The sequence below is a fragment of the Massilia aurea genome, from assembly GCF_014200505.1.
Lineage (GTDB): Bacteria > Pseudomonadota > Gammaproteobacteria > Burkholderiales > Burkholderiaceae_D > Telluria > Telluria aurea_B.
In genome coordinates this window covers 14,612-29,793 of the sequence record NZ_JACHBX010000001.1, presented here as the reverse complement: position 1 = coordinate 29,793, position 15,182 = coordinate 14,612, and the positions used below count along the sequence as shown (strand labels likewise).

The window sequence follows — 15,182 nt, the reverse complement described above, 5'->3', positions numbered from 1 at the left end:
CGTCATGCTGAGATTGCAGCGTTCACAGCATCAAAACCCGTTTCTTTCCGCAGCAATACACGCCATGGTAATACTGCGAATTTTTACCGCAAATGACACACCCGAATTCCGGTACGCCCGGCGGCTTCGATTTATACGCCTTGACTTCGACGCCATTGGCGTCCCAAGTCGTTCCCATTAATTCAAAGCCTGCAGCACTGGCCTCAGATGCCGACGCCGCTTCATACGCCAGAAACAACACGGTGTCACGCTTGTTGGTGGCGCTGTATACCGCCGCCCGTGCCTGCCATGAGGCAAAACTGTTCATCGTGTGCTGTCCTGGTCTGAAAGATGGTCTGATGCGGCCGATCAACCACAAGTTGCCAGTCTACACCAGTGCCGTGCCGACGCTCAGGCAAAAGCCAGACCGGCAAACCGGTCTGGCTTTTTTATTGCCCGGCCCTTGCATCAGGCCGGGATGCTGCTTACGCTGCTTATGGCGCGACGCCAACCGTATGCTGCAGATTGTTGAACCCGGTCGACGCTTCCCACGTGTTGCTGTTGGCCAGCTGGATTGCATACTCGGGACGGTCGCGCAGCGACGCCTGTGGATCCGGCAGGTTCAGCAGCACCGAGTACGAACCCGCCGCCATATTGGCCGGCAACGCCACGGTCTGGTTGATCGTCACGGTCTGGTTCGACAGCCAATGGCGCGGGTCGGTTGCCAGCTTGACGCGGTACGTTGCCCCGCTCGCCGTGTTGCGGAACACGAGTTCCACGTCGCGGCTGTTGAATGGCGCCGACCAGCCCTCGTTTTGCAGCTGCAGGTTGACGACGAAGCCGCCACCCGGTTTCGCCGTGCGCGAGAACGCGCCGCTCTTGAGCACGAAGCGGTAGCCGAGCTTCTGCTTGACCTGGGTGAAGCAACCCTGGGTTTTCCAGTTGTTCAGCACCGTCGTGTTGTAGTCCAGGTTCAGGTACGACCAATGGAAACGGCCCATTTCCGCGACTGCACTCGGGCAATCGCTGCGTGGTGGCGAGTAGCTGCACGTCTCGCCACCCGATGCAACGTAGTTGGTTTCAGCAGCCAGGTACGGGAATTCCACCGATGGATTGACGTAGGTGCCGTAATCCGATGCATTGGCCAGGAAGCAGTCATTGTGGTGCCCCAGGCGCGCCTTGGCTGAACCGTTGTAGGCCTCGCTCGGGGTCAGTGCAGTCGGCGTGTACAGCTTGGTCTTGAACAGCGGCATGCGCAACTGCACCATGCGTTCGGCCGGCACCACTTGCAGCAGCTTGTCGACCACCGATTTGCGGTCCGCAATGTTCTTGGCGGTCATGTTGTAGCTGTCGCCATAGTTATTGGTGTTGCCCCACTCGCCCCACGCACCGATCAGGCCAGCTTGCACGACGGCGATGATGTCCTTGTTGGCGGTCAGGTACGGCGCCAGCTGCGTCAGGTGGGTATTGACCATCGCCGGGGTCGCATCGACCGGCGAATTGTTGTCGTTGTAGGCAAAGCGGACGATGGCTTTCAGGCCAGCCTTGCGCACCGTATCCATCTGTTGCTGGAACAGATTGAGCGTGGACTGGCTGATCGGTGCATTGACGAAGCTGCGCAGATAGAACACGCACAGCATCAGCGATTCACCGCCCGAGGTGCGGAAGCTCGTCAGTTGCGACTGGCTCAGCGGCGTTTCGCAGCCAACGTGGCGGTAAAAGCCGCGCTCCGGGTTGGCGATGACCGCCGTGCTGGCCGTGTAGTTCACTGGCACCGTGGTGCCCGGGGATGGCGTCGGGGTCGGGGTCGGGGTCGGCGTCGGCGTTGGGGTCGGCGTCGGCGTTGGGGTCGGCGTCGGCGTTGGGGTCGGCGTTGGCGTTGGTGTTGGGGTCGGCGTCGGTGTTGGCGTTGGCGTTGGCGTCGGGGCAGGCGTCGCCTTGGTGATCGACAGGCGCAGGATCGGCGAGAGTTGCGCTGGCGGATCGGTCTGGGTGATGACGCTGATATTGTCCGCGCCGCCCAGTTCGGCACGAGTTACCGTCATCGTGGCCAGGCTATTGGCCGATGTGTACGGCACGGTCTTGACGAAGGTCCAGGCCCAGGAGCCGTTGCTGCCGCTGTAGCGGTACAGGCGGCCATTCTCGATCATGTAACCGGCGCCGACGCCGTTGAATGCATAGCCGGACGTGGTGACGGCATCGTTATCGATGTACACGCGCACCCAGGCCGGCGTACCGGTATAACCAATGCGGATACTCAGATTGGTGCCGTCGCTGCTTGCCGTCGTCGGACCCGCCGTGACCGAGGCCAGCGCGACAGGCGCAGCGACGGCAGCCGACATCAGCACCGGGCTGGAAATGAGTCCGGCGCACAGCAGTGCGAGTCCGATTGGGCGACGGACGGAAGAAACGGAAGTGATGTGAATAGGTGACATTTGATAATCGCTTTATCTAAAAATACAAAACCGGCGCGTGACGATCCAGTCGCCGCTTGCAGTGCAAGTGGCGGGAAGCATCCGCAGACGAAGAGCGTGACAATCCCGCTGCCACTTGGATCGGCGTGGCAGGGACATCCGCAGGACCTGCTGACATGGACTAGCTGTATCGGCTGGCGATCAGCTAGCGGCGGGGAAGCGCGGCAAGGCGCTATGGTGGATAACTGGCGACGAGAAGACAGGAGGTCTTCCCACGACATGACGCGAGAAAGCGCACACAGACATCCCCTGCTGGGCGTGCTGTGACTACAACGACGTGCTATCGATCATGGCATCTCCTCATTCCTGGAATCATGAAATCGTTTGAGTTTCCTCAAAGCGATTGGTTCCGAGAAATAAAAAATAATTTCCTTGAGAAAAATGTCACCGCTTTGTTTTCTTGGCGGCCCAACATGGGTGCAATAGGCCAACAGGAGTTCAGCGCCAACGTCTGATGTGTGTCAGAAAAATGCTTCTTAAAAATTCAAACACTGGCGTTGGAGATGCTTCGGCTCAATTAGTTCCCCAAATATTTTTCTTTGGGCAAACTGAAACGTTGCAACATTCTTCTAAGTAATTGCAAATAGGGAATTTTTAAATGCGTGACGCAGCCGCAGTGTGCTCGAGGCTGGTAGAGAAGCGATGAGGCTGCTAGAACAACAGGCGGGGGTTACTGCTTGTGGGGCGTGATGACACTGCGTGGTTCATTTAGCAACAACGTCAACCTCGAGGCGGTGCGTGCACGTCGATGGCATGAATACGGTTTCCCACATGCGCGATATTTTCTCCATCGAGAACCGCTCTCGCGCATCGATGGCGTGCCGCGCGAATCTGGCCCGCGCACGGCTGTCACGCATCAGGGTATCGAGCGCCGACGCCATGCCTTCGACATCGCCAGGCGCCACCAGGACCCCGTCGATGCCATGGCGGATGATGTCCCGGGGGCCGGTGTCGCAATCGAAGCTCACCGCCGGCAAGCCATACGCCATGGCTTCGACCAGCGTGTTGGGAAAACCTTCGAAATGCGAACTCATGGCATACAGACTGGCCCGCGCATACCAGTCGCCCACATTGCCGACACTGCCGGGCAAGAACACGCGCTGCCCCAGCCCGCCGGCCTGCACCTGCGCAGACAGCGCCGCGCGCTGCGCGCCCTCCCCCAGGATGACGAGGTCCCAGTCTGGGTGCAGGGGCGCCAGCCGCGCAAAGATGGCAATCAGGGTCGTGAAGTTTTTCTCTTCGCTGAGCCGGCCAACCCCCAGCAGGATCTGCCGACCGGGCGCGCACGAGGTCGCGGGACTCACCTGCGGCGCATGCTGCGACAATGGCCACACGACAGGGTTCGGAATCACGGGAACGCGTCGGGCATGGGAATGGCGTTCCAGCCAGTGCGAGCATTCATGGGTCAGCGCAACGACAGCATGCAAGTGGCCGTAAGCATGACGCCGCAGCGTTTCCCACACCATGCCCATCGGCGCCTTGGGCGGGAAATTATGCTCGGAGCCGACCGTGCGCACGCCAGGCAGGCCGCGCGCCGCCAGCGCCAGTACGACATTGGCCGTGTGCATGGCGGACAAGGCGACAGTGGGCTGTACCTCGCGCAGCACCCGGCGCAGCGCACGCGCGCGCCGTGCCGTGCGCACGACACCTGCGAGCAAGCCGCCGCCCTGGCCCGCGAGATCAAGGCAGCGGCGGCCGACGCCGGCATCAAGCACATAAAAATCCCGCACCTGCGAGGCGACGGTCACCACCGTGACGGCCCAGCCAAGCGACGCCCAGTAGTTGGCCAGATTGGCGACCACGCGTTCGGCGCCACCATTTTCCAGCGAGTGAATGTAGATCAGTAATTGCATCGTCCAGCGTCGCCTCCAGGTTTCATTGCACGATCAGCGGCATGTGGCCGGGATTACTTGCGGCGCTGTACCAGGTAAAACGCCTTGAACACGAGTCGGGCCCAGGTCGCCCCCTTGTGCTGATGCAGCAGTTGCTTGGCCGATCGCGTGGCTGCGGCGATCATGGCGCCAATCGCATGATCGATGTTGCGCAGCAGCTTGATGCGCGAACGATAGAGATGCACTTCGTCCATGTAAAACGGCACGCCCAGCAAGCGTTCCTTGAAAGCGAACACGCCGCCGCCCAGATAGAACCGGGTTCCGCCGCGCACGATGCTTTCGGAGATCGTCAGGAAAACGCACAACTTGCCAAGCCCGAATTTTTCATAGTGGGGGTCGTACCCCATCGCGTCGCCGAAGAAGCTGGCGCCAACCTGGTAATTGACGGAGCCGGCGCAGATGCGGCCGTCGATCAGGATCACGTGCACGAATCCGCACAGCTTGGCCAGCCGGGTAAGCCGCGCCACGTCATAGAAAAACACGGCGTCCCCGGCATTGATCTTTTGTTCGCTCAATGCAACGATCGCCTGGATATGGCGCTCGTCAATATCGTCGTTGACGAAAAAGCGCGACTCGAACGACGGAAAGTGGCGCCGGATACCGTTCAGGCCCTGGTTGATGCTGGCGCGCGTGGACTTGCCGATGCGTGCCTTGTAGGCATCGGGCGTGGCAGGCAGCGTGACGACATAGCTGCCCTTGGCCGGGTACTGTTGCACCGGAAATCCGAGCGCACGGGTCGTGGTCTTGACGGCCTTGAAACTGATGACGTCAATCTGCGGAAAATGCGCGAAGACATAGGTCGCGAAGCGCGCCATCTCGGCTTCTTCGACCGCGATCATTTCGTTGATGACGTCGATTCGGCGACCGCTGAATGTAAATAGCAACACCGTGCTGGGCGCGCCGGCGCGATGGGCCAGGTAGCAACTGGCGTTCTCGATCGACCGGAACACCTTGAAAAACGCCAGCGACGAATGCAGCGAGGCATAAGCTGTCACCAGGGCCTCTTCGACGCCGGCGGGAATCTGCCCGACGTGGCACGTGACGCTGTCGGGCGGGGAAATCAATGTGCTTGCATGCATGCCGCTTGCTCCTGTTGCAGGTTGGCCGGGCTGAAACCACAGCGCGCCAGGTTGTTGTCCAGCTCAGCGCTCAGGCTGCCCTGGTAGTAAATCGCCGCCTGCGGATCGCGACGCCGGATGTCCTGCACGACGCCGGCAATGAATCCCTCGACCAGATCGGGCTGCATGCATTGTCGATGCACGTATAAACCCGACAGGACCATGCCTGAGTCCGCCGTGGCCCCATTCGCCCAGCAAAACAGGCCCAGCCGGTTGCCGTGAACGAGGCTATAGAAATGGTTGGATCGTTCCATCCGCTTCATGACCGTGTTCAAGAATGCGCAGTAACCCAATGCCGCATCGTTGGCGTCAAATTGCAGCACGTCAGGCAAGCTGTCGCGGGATGGCAGCAGCGCGCTCTCGACCTCGCGGGAAGGCCCTGATCGAAAGATGCGGGAGACTGCCTGGGGGCGTGCACGGCGCCGTACCCATGCGGCGGCGACGCTTGCCCAGCGCCGCGGCCGGATGCCATGCACGACGGCGAGCACGTCATGGTGGCGCCAGCCAGCCCAGGTCGCCAGAGCCCTGGCGGCATCGACCAGGCGCTGGCGCGCCGTCGCCAGCAGGAAGCTGCGCAGATCGCGGTGGATCGTCAGTGTCGAGACGTGATCGTGCGCTGTCGCAAAATGCTCCTTGTACCCGTCGCCGCCTGGCGTCAGGTCGAGCAACGGCACCTGCTGCGCCGCGAGATGCACGCCCAGCATGGCCAGGAGCAAATTGCCGGGAGAGTGCGCGGATGTGGCCGGGTGATAGGTATTGATCCCCAGATGCACGGCCCGGCCTGCGCTCAAGAGGCCGATGTGGGATGCAGCAATGGCGCCGTCCACCGTCAGGATCGTGACGTGCAGCAGCCCTTGCCGGTGCAGCGCGATATACAAACGCTTTTTTGCCGCGTCGAGCGTGAACGGCCTTGCGCGGTACAGCGCCGCCTGTCTGAAATCGTACTGGTCGCAGATGGCATCGATGACCCGCAAGAAATGGTCATGCTCGACAACCTGCTCGAACCGCACCGCGCCCAGCCGGCCCAGGCGATTGCTATTTTGCCGGTGATTTTTCTTGTTGCGCTGCCGGTGCATCGCGACCGGATCGATCTGCATCAGTGGCCGGCGCACACAGCGCAGCGTGACCCACGGTCGTGCATCGGATGCGTCGTTGCGCCACGCATCGAGCCAGGACAACGGCGTGCCGGCCGGCAGGTAACGCAGCGCAAGATCGGCGCACGGAAGATGGTCGCGGATGGCGCGCAGCGCTCCCGTGATGAACACTGCGCCGGCGTCCGGGGGCTGCAGCCAGCCCTGGTATTCGGCGTGCCGTTCACCAGCGCCGGTGAGGCGCTGACCCTTGTCGTCCAGCGCCAGCGGCAACAGGCCGAGCAGCGCACCATCGGCGGCTTCCTGCAGGACGACAACGGGCACGAACAGCGCCCCGTACAAGCCGTACCACGGCAAGACGAAATCGGGATGCTGGCAGGCGGTGGCCCAGGGGCAGACGGCATGCAGCGCCCGCCACGCCGTGACGAATGTCTGCGCGCCGATGTGGGCCAGTGCGGCGTCGCCGGTCAGTAAGCGCAGCGTCATATCAGACTTGCGCCGTTGTTTCGAGGCCCTGCACGGCGTGTGCATGCCCATTGGCTTCGATCTGCCGCAGTGTGTTCAGGTAGCGCCCGATCACGACATTTTCATCGAATTGCGCGACGACCTTATTCCTGCCCGCCTGGCCCATGGCCAGGCGCTGTGCCTGCGTCAGGCTGACCATTTGCAGCATCTTGGCGGCCAGGTCGGCCGGATCTTTCACCTTGCACAGCAGGCCATTCGCCTGATGCGCCACGATGTCCTTGCAGCCGGCCACGTTCGTGGCGATGATCGGGCGCGCCATGGCCGCCGCCTCGAGCAGCGTGTGCGGCACACCCTCGCGGTACGACGGCAACACGACGCAATCGGCATGCGCCAGGTAGGGCCGGACGTCGTCGGTCTCTTTCAGATATTCGATCAAGCCACTGCTTTTCCAGTCCGCGATTCGCTCAAGCGGGATCGAGTTCGGATTGTGCGCATCGACCGGCCCCAGCAGCTGGAACCGCACGCCCGGCACTTGCTGGCGCACGATGCGCGCCGCGGCGGCATATTCGTCGATACCTTTATCGCGAAGCATCCGCGCCACCAGCAAGAAACAAAATCCGTCCATCGCGGGTAGCCGCGCAGGATCCGGCTGGAATTGCTGCAAGTCGATCCCGGAGCCGGGCAGGACTTCCGCCACGTCGGGCCGCACCAGGCCCGCGTCGACGAACAGCTTGCAATCGTCAGCATTCTGGAAGAACACCCGGTTCGATTGCCTGAGCGAGCAGCGGTACAGCTGCTTGACGAGGTAGGTTAAAGGCGAGTTGCTGATGAAGGTTGCGCCGAGGCCCGCGATATTGTTGATGACCGGGATCCCGAGCCGGTGCGCGGCGATCGATCCGTAGATGTTCGGCTTGATCGTGTAGCCCAGATAGGCCAGCGGGCGCACCGATTGCAAGACACGCCAATACTTGACCAGCAGCGACAGGTCGCGACTGGGGCTGGTGCCGTTGTTGTCCATCGAGATCGTCTTGAAACGGCAGCCCAGCGATGCCAGCCGGTGCGCATAGGCATCGGCTGGCGCCATCACCATGACGTCGTAGCCTTGCGCGATCAGGGCCTTGACCAGCCCGGAACGAAAGTTATGGATATTCCAGGCGGTATTGACCGAAATAACGATTTTCTTGTTCATGATGTTCATCCTCAGGAAGGTCGGATGCAGTGCACGAGGGTCATGTCGCCAGCGGGCATGGCGCCGCGACGGCCGGCGGCGCCGGACAGTGCAGCGCGGCGTCACCCGCCTCACGGTGCGGTGAGGCCTGCTGTTCGAGCCACGACTGGAACATCAGGACATCCCACAAGTGGTATTGCCAGTTGCGGCGGCCATCCAGGTGCTCGCGCCAGCGGGTGCGCAGCAGCGCAGGCGCGAAGAAGCCTTCGCTGCGTAGCCGCGACTCGGCCAGCAGGGTTTCAGCCCAGTCGCGCAGCGGGCCCCGCAGCCAGTCGCCGATGGGCACGCCAAAGCCCATCTTGGGCCGCTCGATAAGTGCTTGCGGCACGTAGCGATACAACACTTGCCGCAGCGCCCATTTGCTCGCGCCGTCGCGCAGTTTCAGCGCCAGCGGCAACCGCGCGGCGAACTCGATCACGCGGTGATCCAGAAATGGCACCCGCGTTTCCAGCGACACGCTCATGGCGGCCCGGTCGACCTTGACCAGGATGTCGTCAGGCAGATAGGTCAGCGTGTCGAGCGCCATCATGCGCTCGACGCTACCGAGTCCGGCCAGCACCGGCGCCGCGCCGCGCAGCAAGGTGTGCGGCTCATGGCCGCCGATCACGAGCGCAGCCGGATCATCCCAGTGCGACACGAGGCCCAGGTACACCGCGTCGAGCGAGGCGCTGGCCATGATGTCGGCGCCCTTGTGCAGCTTGTCGCCCGTGTTGGCAAAGCGCATGGCGCGCGGCAGGCACGGCCCCAGCGTGCGCGCCAGCCGGTTCCAGGAAGCCACCGGCACCCGCGTGATGCCCCGTGCGGCGAGCCGCCGTACGGGCAACGGCGCCGCGCTGATCGATTTCCACAGATGGGCGGCGAAGCCATAACGGGTGTAGCCGCAAAACAGTTCGTCGCCAGCGTCGCCCGACAGCGACACCGTGACGTGCCGGCGTGCCAGCTGGGACACGAGAAACGTGGGAATCTGGGACGAGTCGGAAAACGGTTCGTCGTACATCGACGGCAGCCGTGGAATCACCGACCGGGCCTGCGCCGCTGTCACGTACAGCTCGGTGTGATCGGTGCCGAGATGACGGGCCACGGCTTTTGCATGGGGCGCCTCGTCGAAGCCGTGCTCGTGAAACCCGATCGAAAATGTCTGCACCGGCCGCGTCGAGCGGGCCTGCATCAGCGCGACGATCGCCGACGAGTCAACGCCGCCGGACAGGAATGCCCCCAGCGGGACATCGGCCATCATCTGCGCGCCGACGGCCTCGCTGAGCAAGGTGTCGAGCGCATCGACGGCTTGCGCTGGCGTGCCAGCAAACGGTGTGGCGGCGCCCGCCGTCCACTGCTGCGCTGCCGACCAATACGTGTGCAGCACCGGTTCCGGGCGCCCCGCCGAGACGGTCAGCAGGCAGCCCGGCGGCAGTTTGGCGATGCCGCGATAGATCGAATGCGGCGCCGGCACATAACTGTGCCGCAGCTGCAGGCACAGCGCCGCGCGATCGATATCGGCAGCACAGGCCGGATGCGCGCGCAGTGCCTTGAGTTCGGAGCCGAACAGGAACACCGCATCGTCTCCCCTGCCCTGCCAGCCGTAATACAGGGGCTTTTCGCCGACGCGGTCGCGCCCCAGCGTCAGCACGCGCGCCTCCCGGTCCCAGACGGCAAAGGCGAACATGCCGATGGCGCGTTCGACCGTGGCGGCAATACCCCAGGCATCGAAACCGGCAAGCAGCGTTTCGGTATCGGACCGACCGCGCCACCCGCAGACATCGGCGCTCGCCTCGAGCTCGCTGCGCATGTCCAGGTGGTTATAGATTTCGCCGTTGAAGACGAGCACAAAGCGGTTCGAGCACGAGCGCATCGGTTGCTGACCGGCCGGAGACAGGTCGATGATCGCCAGGCGCCGGTGGCCCAGGGCGATGCCGTGCTCGCCGTCGGACCAGTAACCGGCATCGTCGGGACCCCGATGGTAGATCGCATCGGTCATGCGCCTGAGCCAGCCAACCTGGTCCGTTGCCGGTGAAGACGCCGCAGTCAGAAATCCAGTGAATCCGCACATCAGAGTTCTCCTCTCGCAATGACGCCTTCATAAATGTGCTCGAAACGCGCCCGCACGCACCGCATCGTGAACCTGGCGCCGATGCGCGCCCTGGCCTGCTGCCCCAGCTGCCTGCGATGCGCGGGGGCCAGCGCCATCAGGTCCGCGACGCCCTGCGCAAGCGCGTCGGGATTGGCCCGCGGCACCAGCACGCCGGTGTCCGCCATCAGGACAGCGACGTCGCCGACATCGGTTGCCACACACGGCAACCCCATCGCCATCGCCTCGCCCACCACATTGGGAAAGGCTTCGGTGCGCGAGGACAGACAGAAGATGTCCATGGCGGACAGGCAGATGGCAATATCGGCGCGTTCGCCCAGCAAGACAAAGCGCTTCGCGTAACCGGTGGCATCGATCCAGCGCAACAGCTCGGCGTTGTCTGCATCCAGGTTCTTGCCGATCATCAGGAAGCGCAGCCGCGGGTAGCGACTGGCGAGCTGGCCAGCGGCCTTGACGAAGTTGGGATAGTCCTTGTCGAGGTTGAAGCGCCCAAGGGTGCCGAGCACGATGTCGTCAGCCGTGAAGCCGCAATGTGCCCGCAACGCTGCACGTTCGTCGTGGCCTGGCGTGAATGCCGACAGATCAAAGCCGTTGCCCACGACCACCATGCGGCTGGCGTCGTAGCCAAGCAGGGAATGGGAACGGCGCGCCGCCTCGGCTACGCACACGATGGTGTGCGGCACCCAGCGCGACAACGACGCGCACAGGTAGCGCACGAGCGCCGTGCTGCGCGCGCAGCCACCGTCGACATCGGTCGTGCGAATGCCCCAGATGACATTGCGGTTGCCGGCGAGGCGGGCTGCCAGGCCGCCAAGGAAATCGGCGTGATAGAGCCAGGTCTGGACGATATCGGGACGCATCGTGCGGATCAGGCGGACCATGCGTACGAGGTCGCCGATCGGCGCACGCCGCACGTCGAGCACGATCAGCGTGATGCCTGCCGCGACAAACCGCGAATACATGCTGCCGCCAGGACTGAGGACGATCACCGTGTGGCGATACTCGCTGTCGCGAAACGCGAGGATGAGCCGGTACAGCGCCATCTCGGCGCCACCCATCGCCAGGCCGGTGATGACATGCAGGACGTGGCGCGTCATGACGGATCCCGTGCGCCTGGTGCGCCGGGCGAAGCGAAAGTCGAGCCAGTGGCAGTGGTAGTTTCTGTGGCCAAGGACGAGGACGAGGCAAAATCGGCCATGCAATGGCTTTGCATGCCGTGGGTGTCGGCCAGGCGCCGGTAGTGGCGCAGCAATACTTCAAGCTGCGCCAGATTCTCGTCCAGGTTCACGCCAAAATTGTGCGGATGCCACCACAGGTGAAACGTACTTCCCTCGCGCGCTGCCAGTGCCATGCCCTGCTTCAGGCGACGCAGGCGCAGCGGCAACAACGCGCGGTGCCGGCGAGACCATGGGTAGAGAAACTGACTGCCCGGTACATTCACCAGGGCCCCATGCGACTGCGGGCATACGGTGCGCTTGCCGCTCAGCGGCAGGCAGGCATCGGCAAAGCGCGCTGCACGCCCGGCGAGGCCGCCGACCACGGCATCGCCATGGCGGTACAGCGGGTGCGGCGCATTACCGCGATAAACCTGAATCGCCGCCTGGGACAGGATGGGGAGGAACGCCGCGACAATCTGATTGCGCGGCAGTACCGCGCTGCGCAAGCTGGCGCCCATGCCGGCAGCCACCGACTGCGCACATGCCAGATCCGCCGCGAATTGCGCCGGTGATGCGCCCGCTTCATTGCAATAGAAATGCCCAAAGGTGTGCGTTCCCAGTTCTTGCCCCTGCGCCGCCAGGATTTGCTCGACCAGTGGCCGCGCGAAGAACAGCCGCGGGTAGCTGCGTACGAACTGGTCCATGCCATACGGCGACAGGGCGCGGCGCGTGTAGCCCGGCAAAAGCGTCGGCCGCGTGGCGCGCCAGTCATCGTAGTTGCGGCACATGATCATCCCGACCGTTGCCCACGTCACGCGCACACCGTAACGCGCAAACAAGGCCAGCATACGAGGCACGGCCTGCCATTCGCCCAGCACATTGCGCCCGTAGCCGGCAATCGTCTGCGTATCGGCGACGCCCCAGAACAGCTCAAAATCGAGCGAAATGACAAATTTTGCGGAAGCCATGGTTGAGTGCGCAGAGCGCGTCGTCGTCGATGCTGTGTGTGTAGGTCTATGTATGCGTGCAAGCACGCTTGCTGTGATCCTGGCCGGGGTGTCATGTCATGCCACGCTGGACAGTGTTTTTTCAGCGCAGGCGCGCCATGCGCTGCCTGGGCCAGGGCGGCAGCGGGCCGGCCGGCGCGCTGCCCGGCATGGCGCAAACCAGCGCAAACGTGACCAGCCAGTACGAAGCGGCATCAAACATTTGATGCGTGAACATCGACATGAACGCAAACAGGAATGCCATCGCATACCGCAATCCCCGATCGCTGAAAAAACTGCTTTTACAGAGCATGATGAGCATCCATCCCCATAATAAAATCCCCATGACACCATATTCGGCCGCCAAAAGAAGGAGCTGGTTATGCGTGCTTCCCCGGTGCCGCCAAAAATGCGTGGCGCCAGCACCTGAACCAAATAAAGGGTTTTGAAGAAATAACTCCCAGCCTGCCTGAATCACGCCTGCCCGCTCTTCAGAACTATCATCATCGAAGGTAAAGCTGGAGAAGAAGTTGAGCCTTGACAGGATATTGGTGGCTGCGTCTTCGAATTCTTCTCTCGAAGAGATATAACTTTCAAAGCTGCCGATAAAGACAAGAAGAATACCGATTGCAATCGTCAGAGATATTGCAGCGGACTTTGGTAATGTTTTCTTATAAATAAAGAGCCCCAGCAACACTACCCATGCAATGATCGCGGCACGGGAAAACGTGGTCAGGATGGCGACGCCAGCCAATAAAAACAGTGGCATCCGACAGCGGCGATCAAGCACGGCAAAGCCCAGCACGACGATGTGCAGGATGGCTTCCCCGGCAAGGTTCGGATTGATGAACATCGCTGCTGCCCGCCCGAGTACGGCACCGGTCAGATCCACCGGATACAACAGCCCGGGATTGGCAAAATCGATGATGACGGCGCATGGCACGATGGCCATCAGCACAAACATGATCCGCAGATACATTCTCGTGGGCGAGATATAGGCAACGAATCCAAGAAACAGGGCGAACAGAATATATTGTGCACGCGTTGCAATCATGGAGCGTCTGGCTTCGGCCTGCATATCCATGAATGCTGCGCCAGCGACGTCCACGCTGGCAGAAAAACCTGCCAGATAAATCATGTTCAAGGAAAATAATAACAATGCCCACAAGGCGAATGGCGACATCAGGTAATCGCGAAACGCTTGCCAGCGTAGGACCATCAGCGGCGCGACCAATCCAAAAATGCCGAAATAAATAAACTTGGGCAATAACCGCGCATCGAGTATATAGAGATAAATTGGCAGATTGGCGTACATGGTGCCAAGCGCGATCGCCATCAACAGGGTGTGGTACCTGACGAAGAAACGGCGGTCGGTGCGTGGCGGGGTTTGTGGCCGATGCAAGCCGGGCAACCTCGCTTCGTTGTGAGCGGCGAGTTCATGGTTCATGGGCAGGGTCTTTCATAGCGGCTGACTGATTGCCTGACTGCCTGCCAGCATGGCTGACGCCGTGCCTGCCTGTACGGTTGACTTCGGGCTTGCCGTCATGGCTGCCTACATGGCCGGCTTCATGGGCCAGCGCCTGACTGCCGCACAGCGACACGAACAATGTTTCCCACATCTGCCCAATCTTCTCGACCGAAAATCGTTCCCTCGCCTGCGTTGCACGGCTCGCCAACTGCCCGCGTAATGCGTCGTCGTCCATCACACGGGCCAGTGCGTCGCTCAGGGCGGCGATATCATCTGGCGGGACCAGCAGACCGTCGATACCGTGCCGGATGATGTCGCGCGGCCCTGTATTGCAATCGACGCTGACCGCAGGCACGCCGTGGGCCATTGCCTCGGCCAGGGCGTTGGGAAAACCCTCGGAAAGCGAGGTCAGTGCAAACAGATCGGCCTGGCCATACCAGTACGCGATATTGCCGGCCACGCCCGGCATGGCCACACGCTGTATCAGTCCCATGCGCCCGATCGTCGACGCCAGCCGGGCGCGCTCGGGCCCTTCCCCAAGGATGACCAGATCCCAGTCCGGAAAGGCAGCCGCCAGGCGCGCGAACGCGCCAATCAGGGCGTCGAAGTTTTTCACGGGGTCAAGCCTCCCCACGGCGAGCAGGCGCTTGCGCTGCGGCTGGCACAGCTTGGGAAGACTGCGCTGCGGCGGGGTGTCGGGCAATGGCCAGGCAATAGCATTGGGAATCACGACGACCCTTGATGCCGACGTTCGCGTTTCGATCCAGTGCGCACACTCGCCCGTCAACGCCACCATGGCCGAGAGCCTGCCGTACAGCCTGCGGCGCAGAACGTGCCACAGGCGACCGAGCGGTGCGTGCGGCGGATAGCAGCGCTCCGAACCAATCGTCTGCAACGCTGGCAGCCACAGGCTGGCAAGGGCCAGCAGCACATTTGGCGTGCTCATCATCGCGAGCGCGACGTCTGGCCGCAGACTGCGCAACAGGCGCCGCAGCGCCAGCACGCGCCTGGTGTTCTGCCACAGGCCATGGAAAGCATGACGACTGGCCCCGGCCAGATCGAGCGATATACGCCCTACCCTGCGATCGAGCGGATAAAAGTCGGCGCTGACCGGGGCCAGCGTGACGATGGTGACTTCGCGCGCCCTGCCCGCCCAGAAATTGGCCAGCGTGCAGGCCGCGCGCTCAGCACCCCCTGCGGACAGGCTATGCATGAGCAACAGAATTTTCATTGGACGC

Annotated in this window: 11 protein-coding genes; all 11 read right to left on the bottom strand. The window is 62.5% G+C overall.

The genetic code is table 11. The annotated features are described in order from the left end of the window. Window positions 1–22 precede the first annotated feature (22 nt). A complete protein-coding gene (locus HD842_RS00115) occupies window positions 23–307 on the bottom strand; it encodes a hypothetical protein (protein ID WP_183549327.1) in 285 nt (94 codons plus the stop codon). Window positions 308–473: 166 nt separating this feature from the next. Beyond that, complete coding sequence (locus HD842_RS00110) at window positions 474–2,321, bottom strand: DUF4832 domain-containing protein (RefSeq protein ID WP_183549324.1); 1,848 nt, start codon at window positions 2,319–2,321, stop codon at window positions 474–476. A gap of 836 nt (window positions 2,322–3,157) precedes the next feature. Further along, entirely contained in the window at window positions 3,158–4,306 is a 1,149-nt protein-coding gene (locus HD842_RS00105; RefSeq protein WP_183549322.1) for a glycosyltransferase family 4 protein, read from the bottom strand. 53 nt (window positions 4,307–4,359) lie between these two features. Further along, complete coding sequence (locus tag HD842_RS00100; RefSeq protein ID WP_183549320.1) at window positions 4,360–5,424, bottom strand: GNAT family N-acetyltransferase; 1,065 nt, start codon at window positions 5,422–5,424, stop codon at window positions 4,360–4,362. Next, complete coding sequence (locus HD842_RS00095) at window positions 5,406–7,040, bottom strand: GNAT family N-acetyltransferase (RefSeq protein ID WP_183549318.1); 1,635 nt, start codon at window positions 7,038–7,040, stop codon at window positions 5,406–5,408. Before HD842_RS00095 ends, HD842_RS00100 begins: the two co-directional genes overlap by 19 nt. 1 nt (window position 7,041) lies before the next feature. Continuing rightward, the gene (locus HD842_RS00090; protein ID WP_183549315.1) at window positions 7,042–8,208 is read right to left on the bottom strand and encodes a glycosyltransferase family 4 protein; all 1,167 of its coding nucleotides are present in this window, start codon (window positions 8,206–8,208) and stop codon (window positions 7,042–7,044) included. A gap of 40 nt (window positions 8,209–8,248) precedes the next feature. Beyond that, on the bottom strand, window positions 8,249–10,294 hold the full coding sequence (asnB, locus tag HD842_RS00085) for an asparagine synthase (glutamine-hydrolyzing) (RefSeq protein ID WP_183549312.1): 2,046 nt from the start codon (window positions 10,292–10,294) through the stop codon (window positions 8,249–8,251). Then, entirely contained in the window at window positions 10,294–11,430 is a 1,137-nt protein-coding gene (locus HD842_RS00080; protein WP_183549309.1) for a glycosyltransferase family 4 protein, read from the bottom strand. Before HD842_RS00080 ends, asnB begins: the two co-directional genes overlap by 1 nt. Next, window positions 11,427–12,458: a hypothetical protein gene (locus tag HD842_RS00075; protein ID WP_183549307.1), complete on the bottom strand. Its 1,032-nt coding sequence runs from the start codon at window positions 12,456–12,458 to the stop codon at window positions 11,427–11,429. Before HD842_RS00075 ends, HD842_RS00080 begins: the two co-directional genes overlap by 4 nt. A gap of 121 nt (window positions 12,459–12,579) precedes the next feature. Continuing rightward, complete coding sequence (locus HD842_RS00070; RefSeq protein WP_183549304.1) at window positions 12,580–13,923, bottom strand: O-antigen ligase family protein; 1,344 nt, start codon at window positions 13,921–13,923, stop codon at window positions 12,580–12,582. Further along, entirely contained in the window at window positions 13,913–15,175 is a 1,263-nt protein-coding gene (locus HD842_RS00065; RefSeq protein ID WP_183549301.1) for a glycosyltransferase family 4 protein, read from the bottom strand. The genes HD842_RS00070 and HD842_RS00065 overlap by 11 nt, the downstream gene beginning before the upstream one ends. Between the last annotated feature and the right edge of the window lie 7 nt (window positions 15,176–15,182).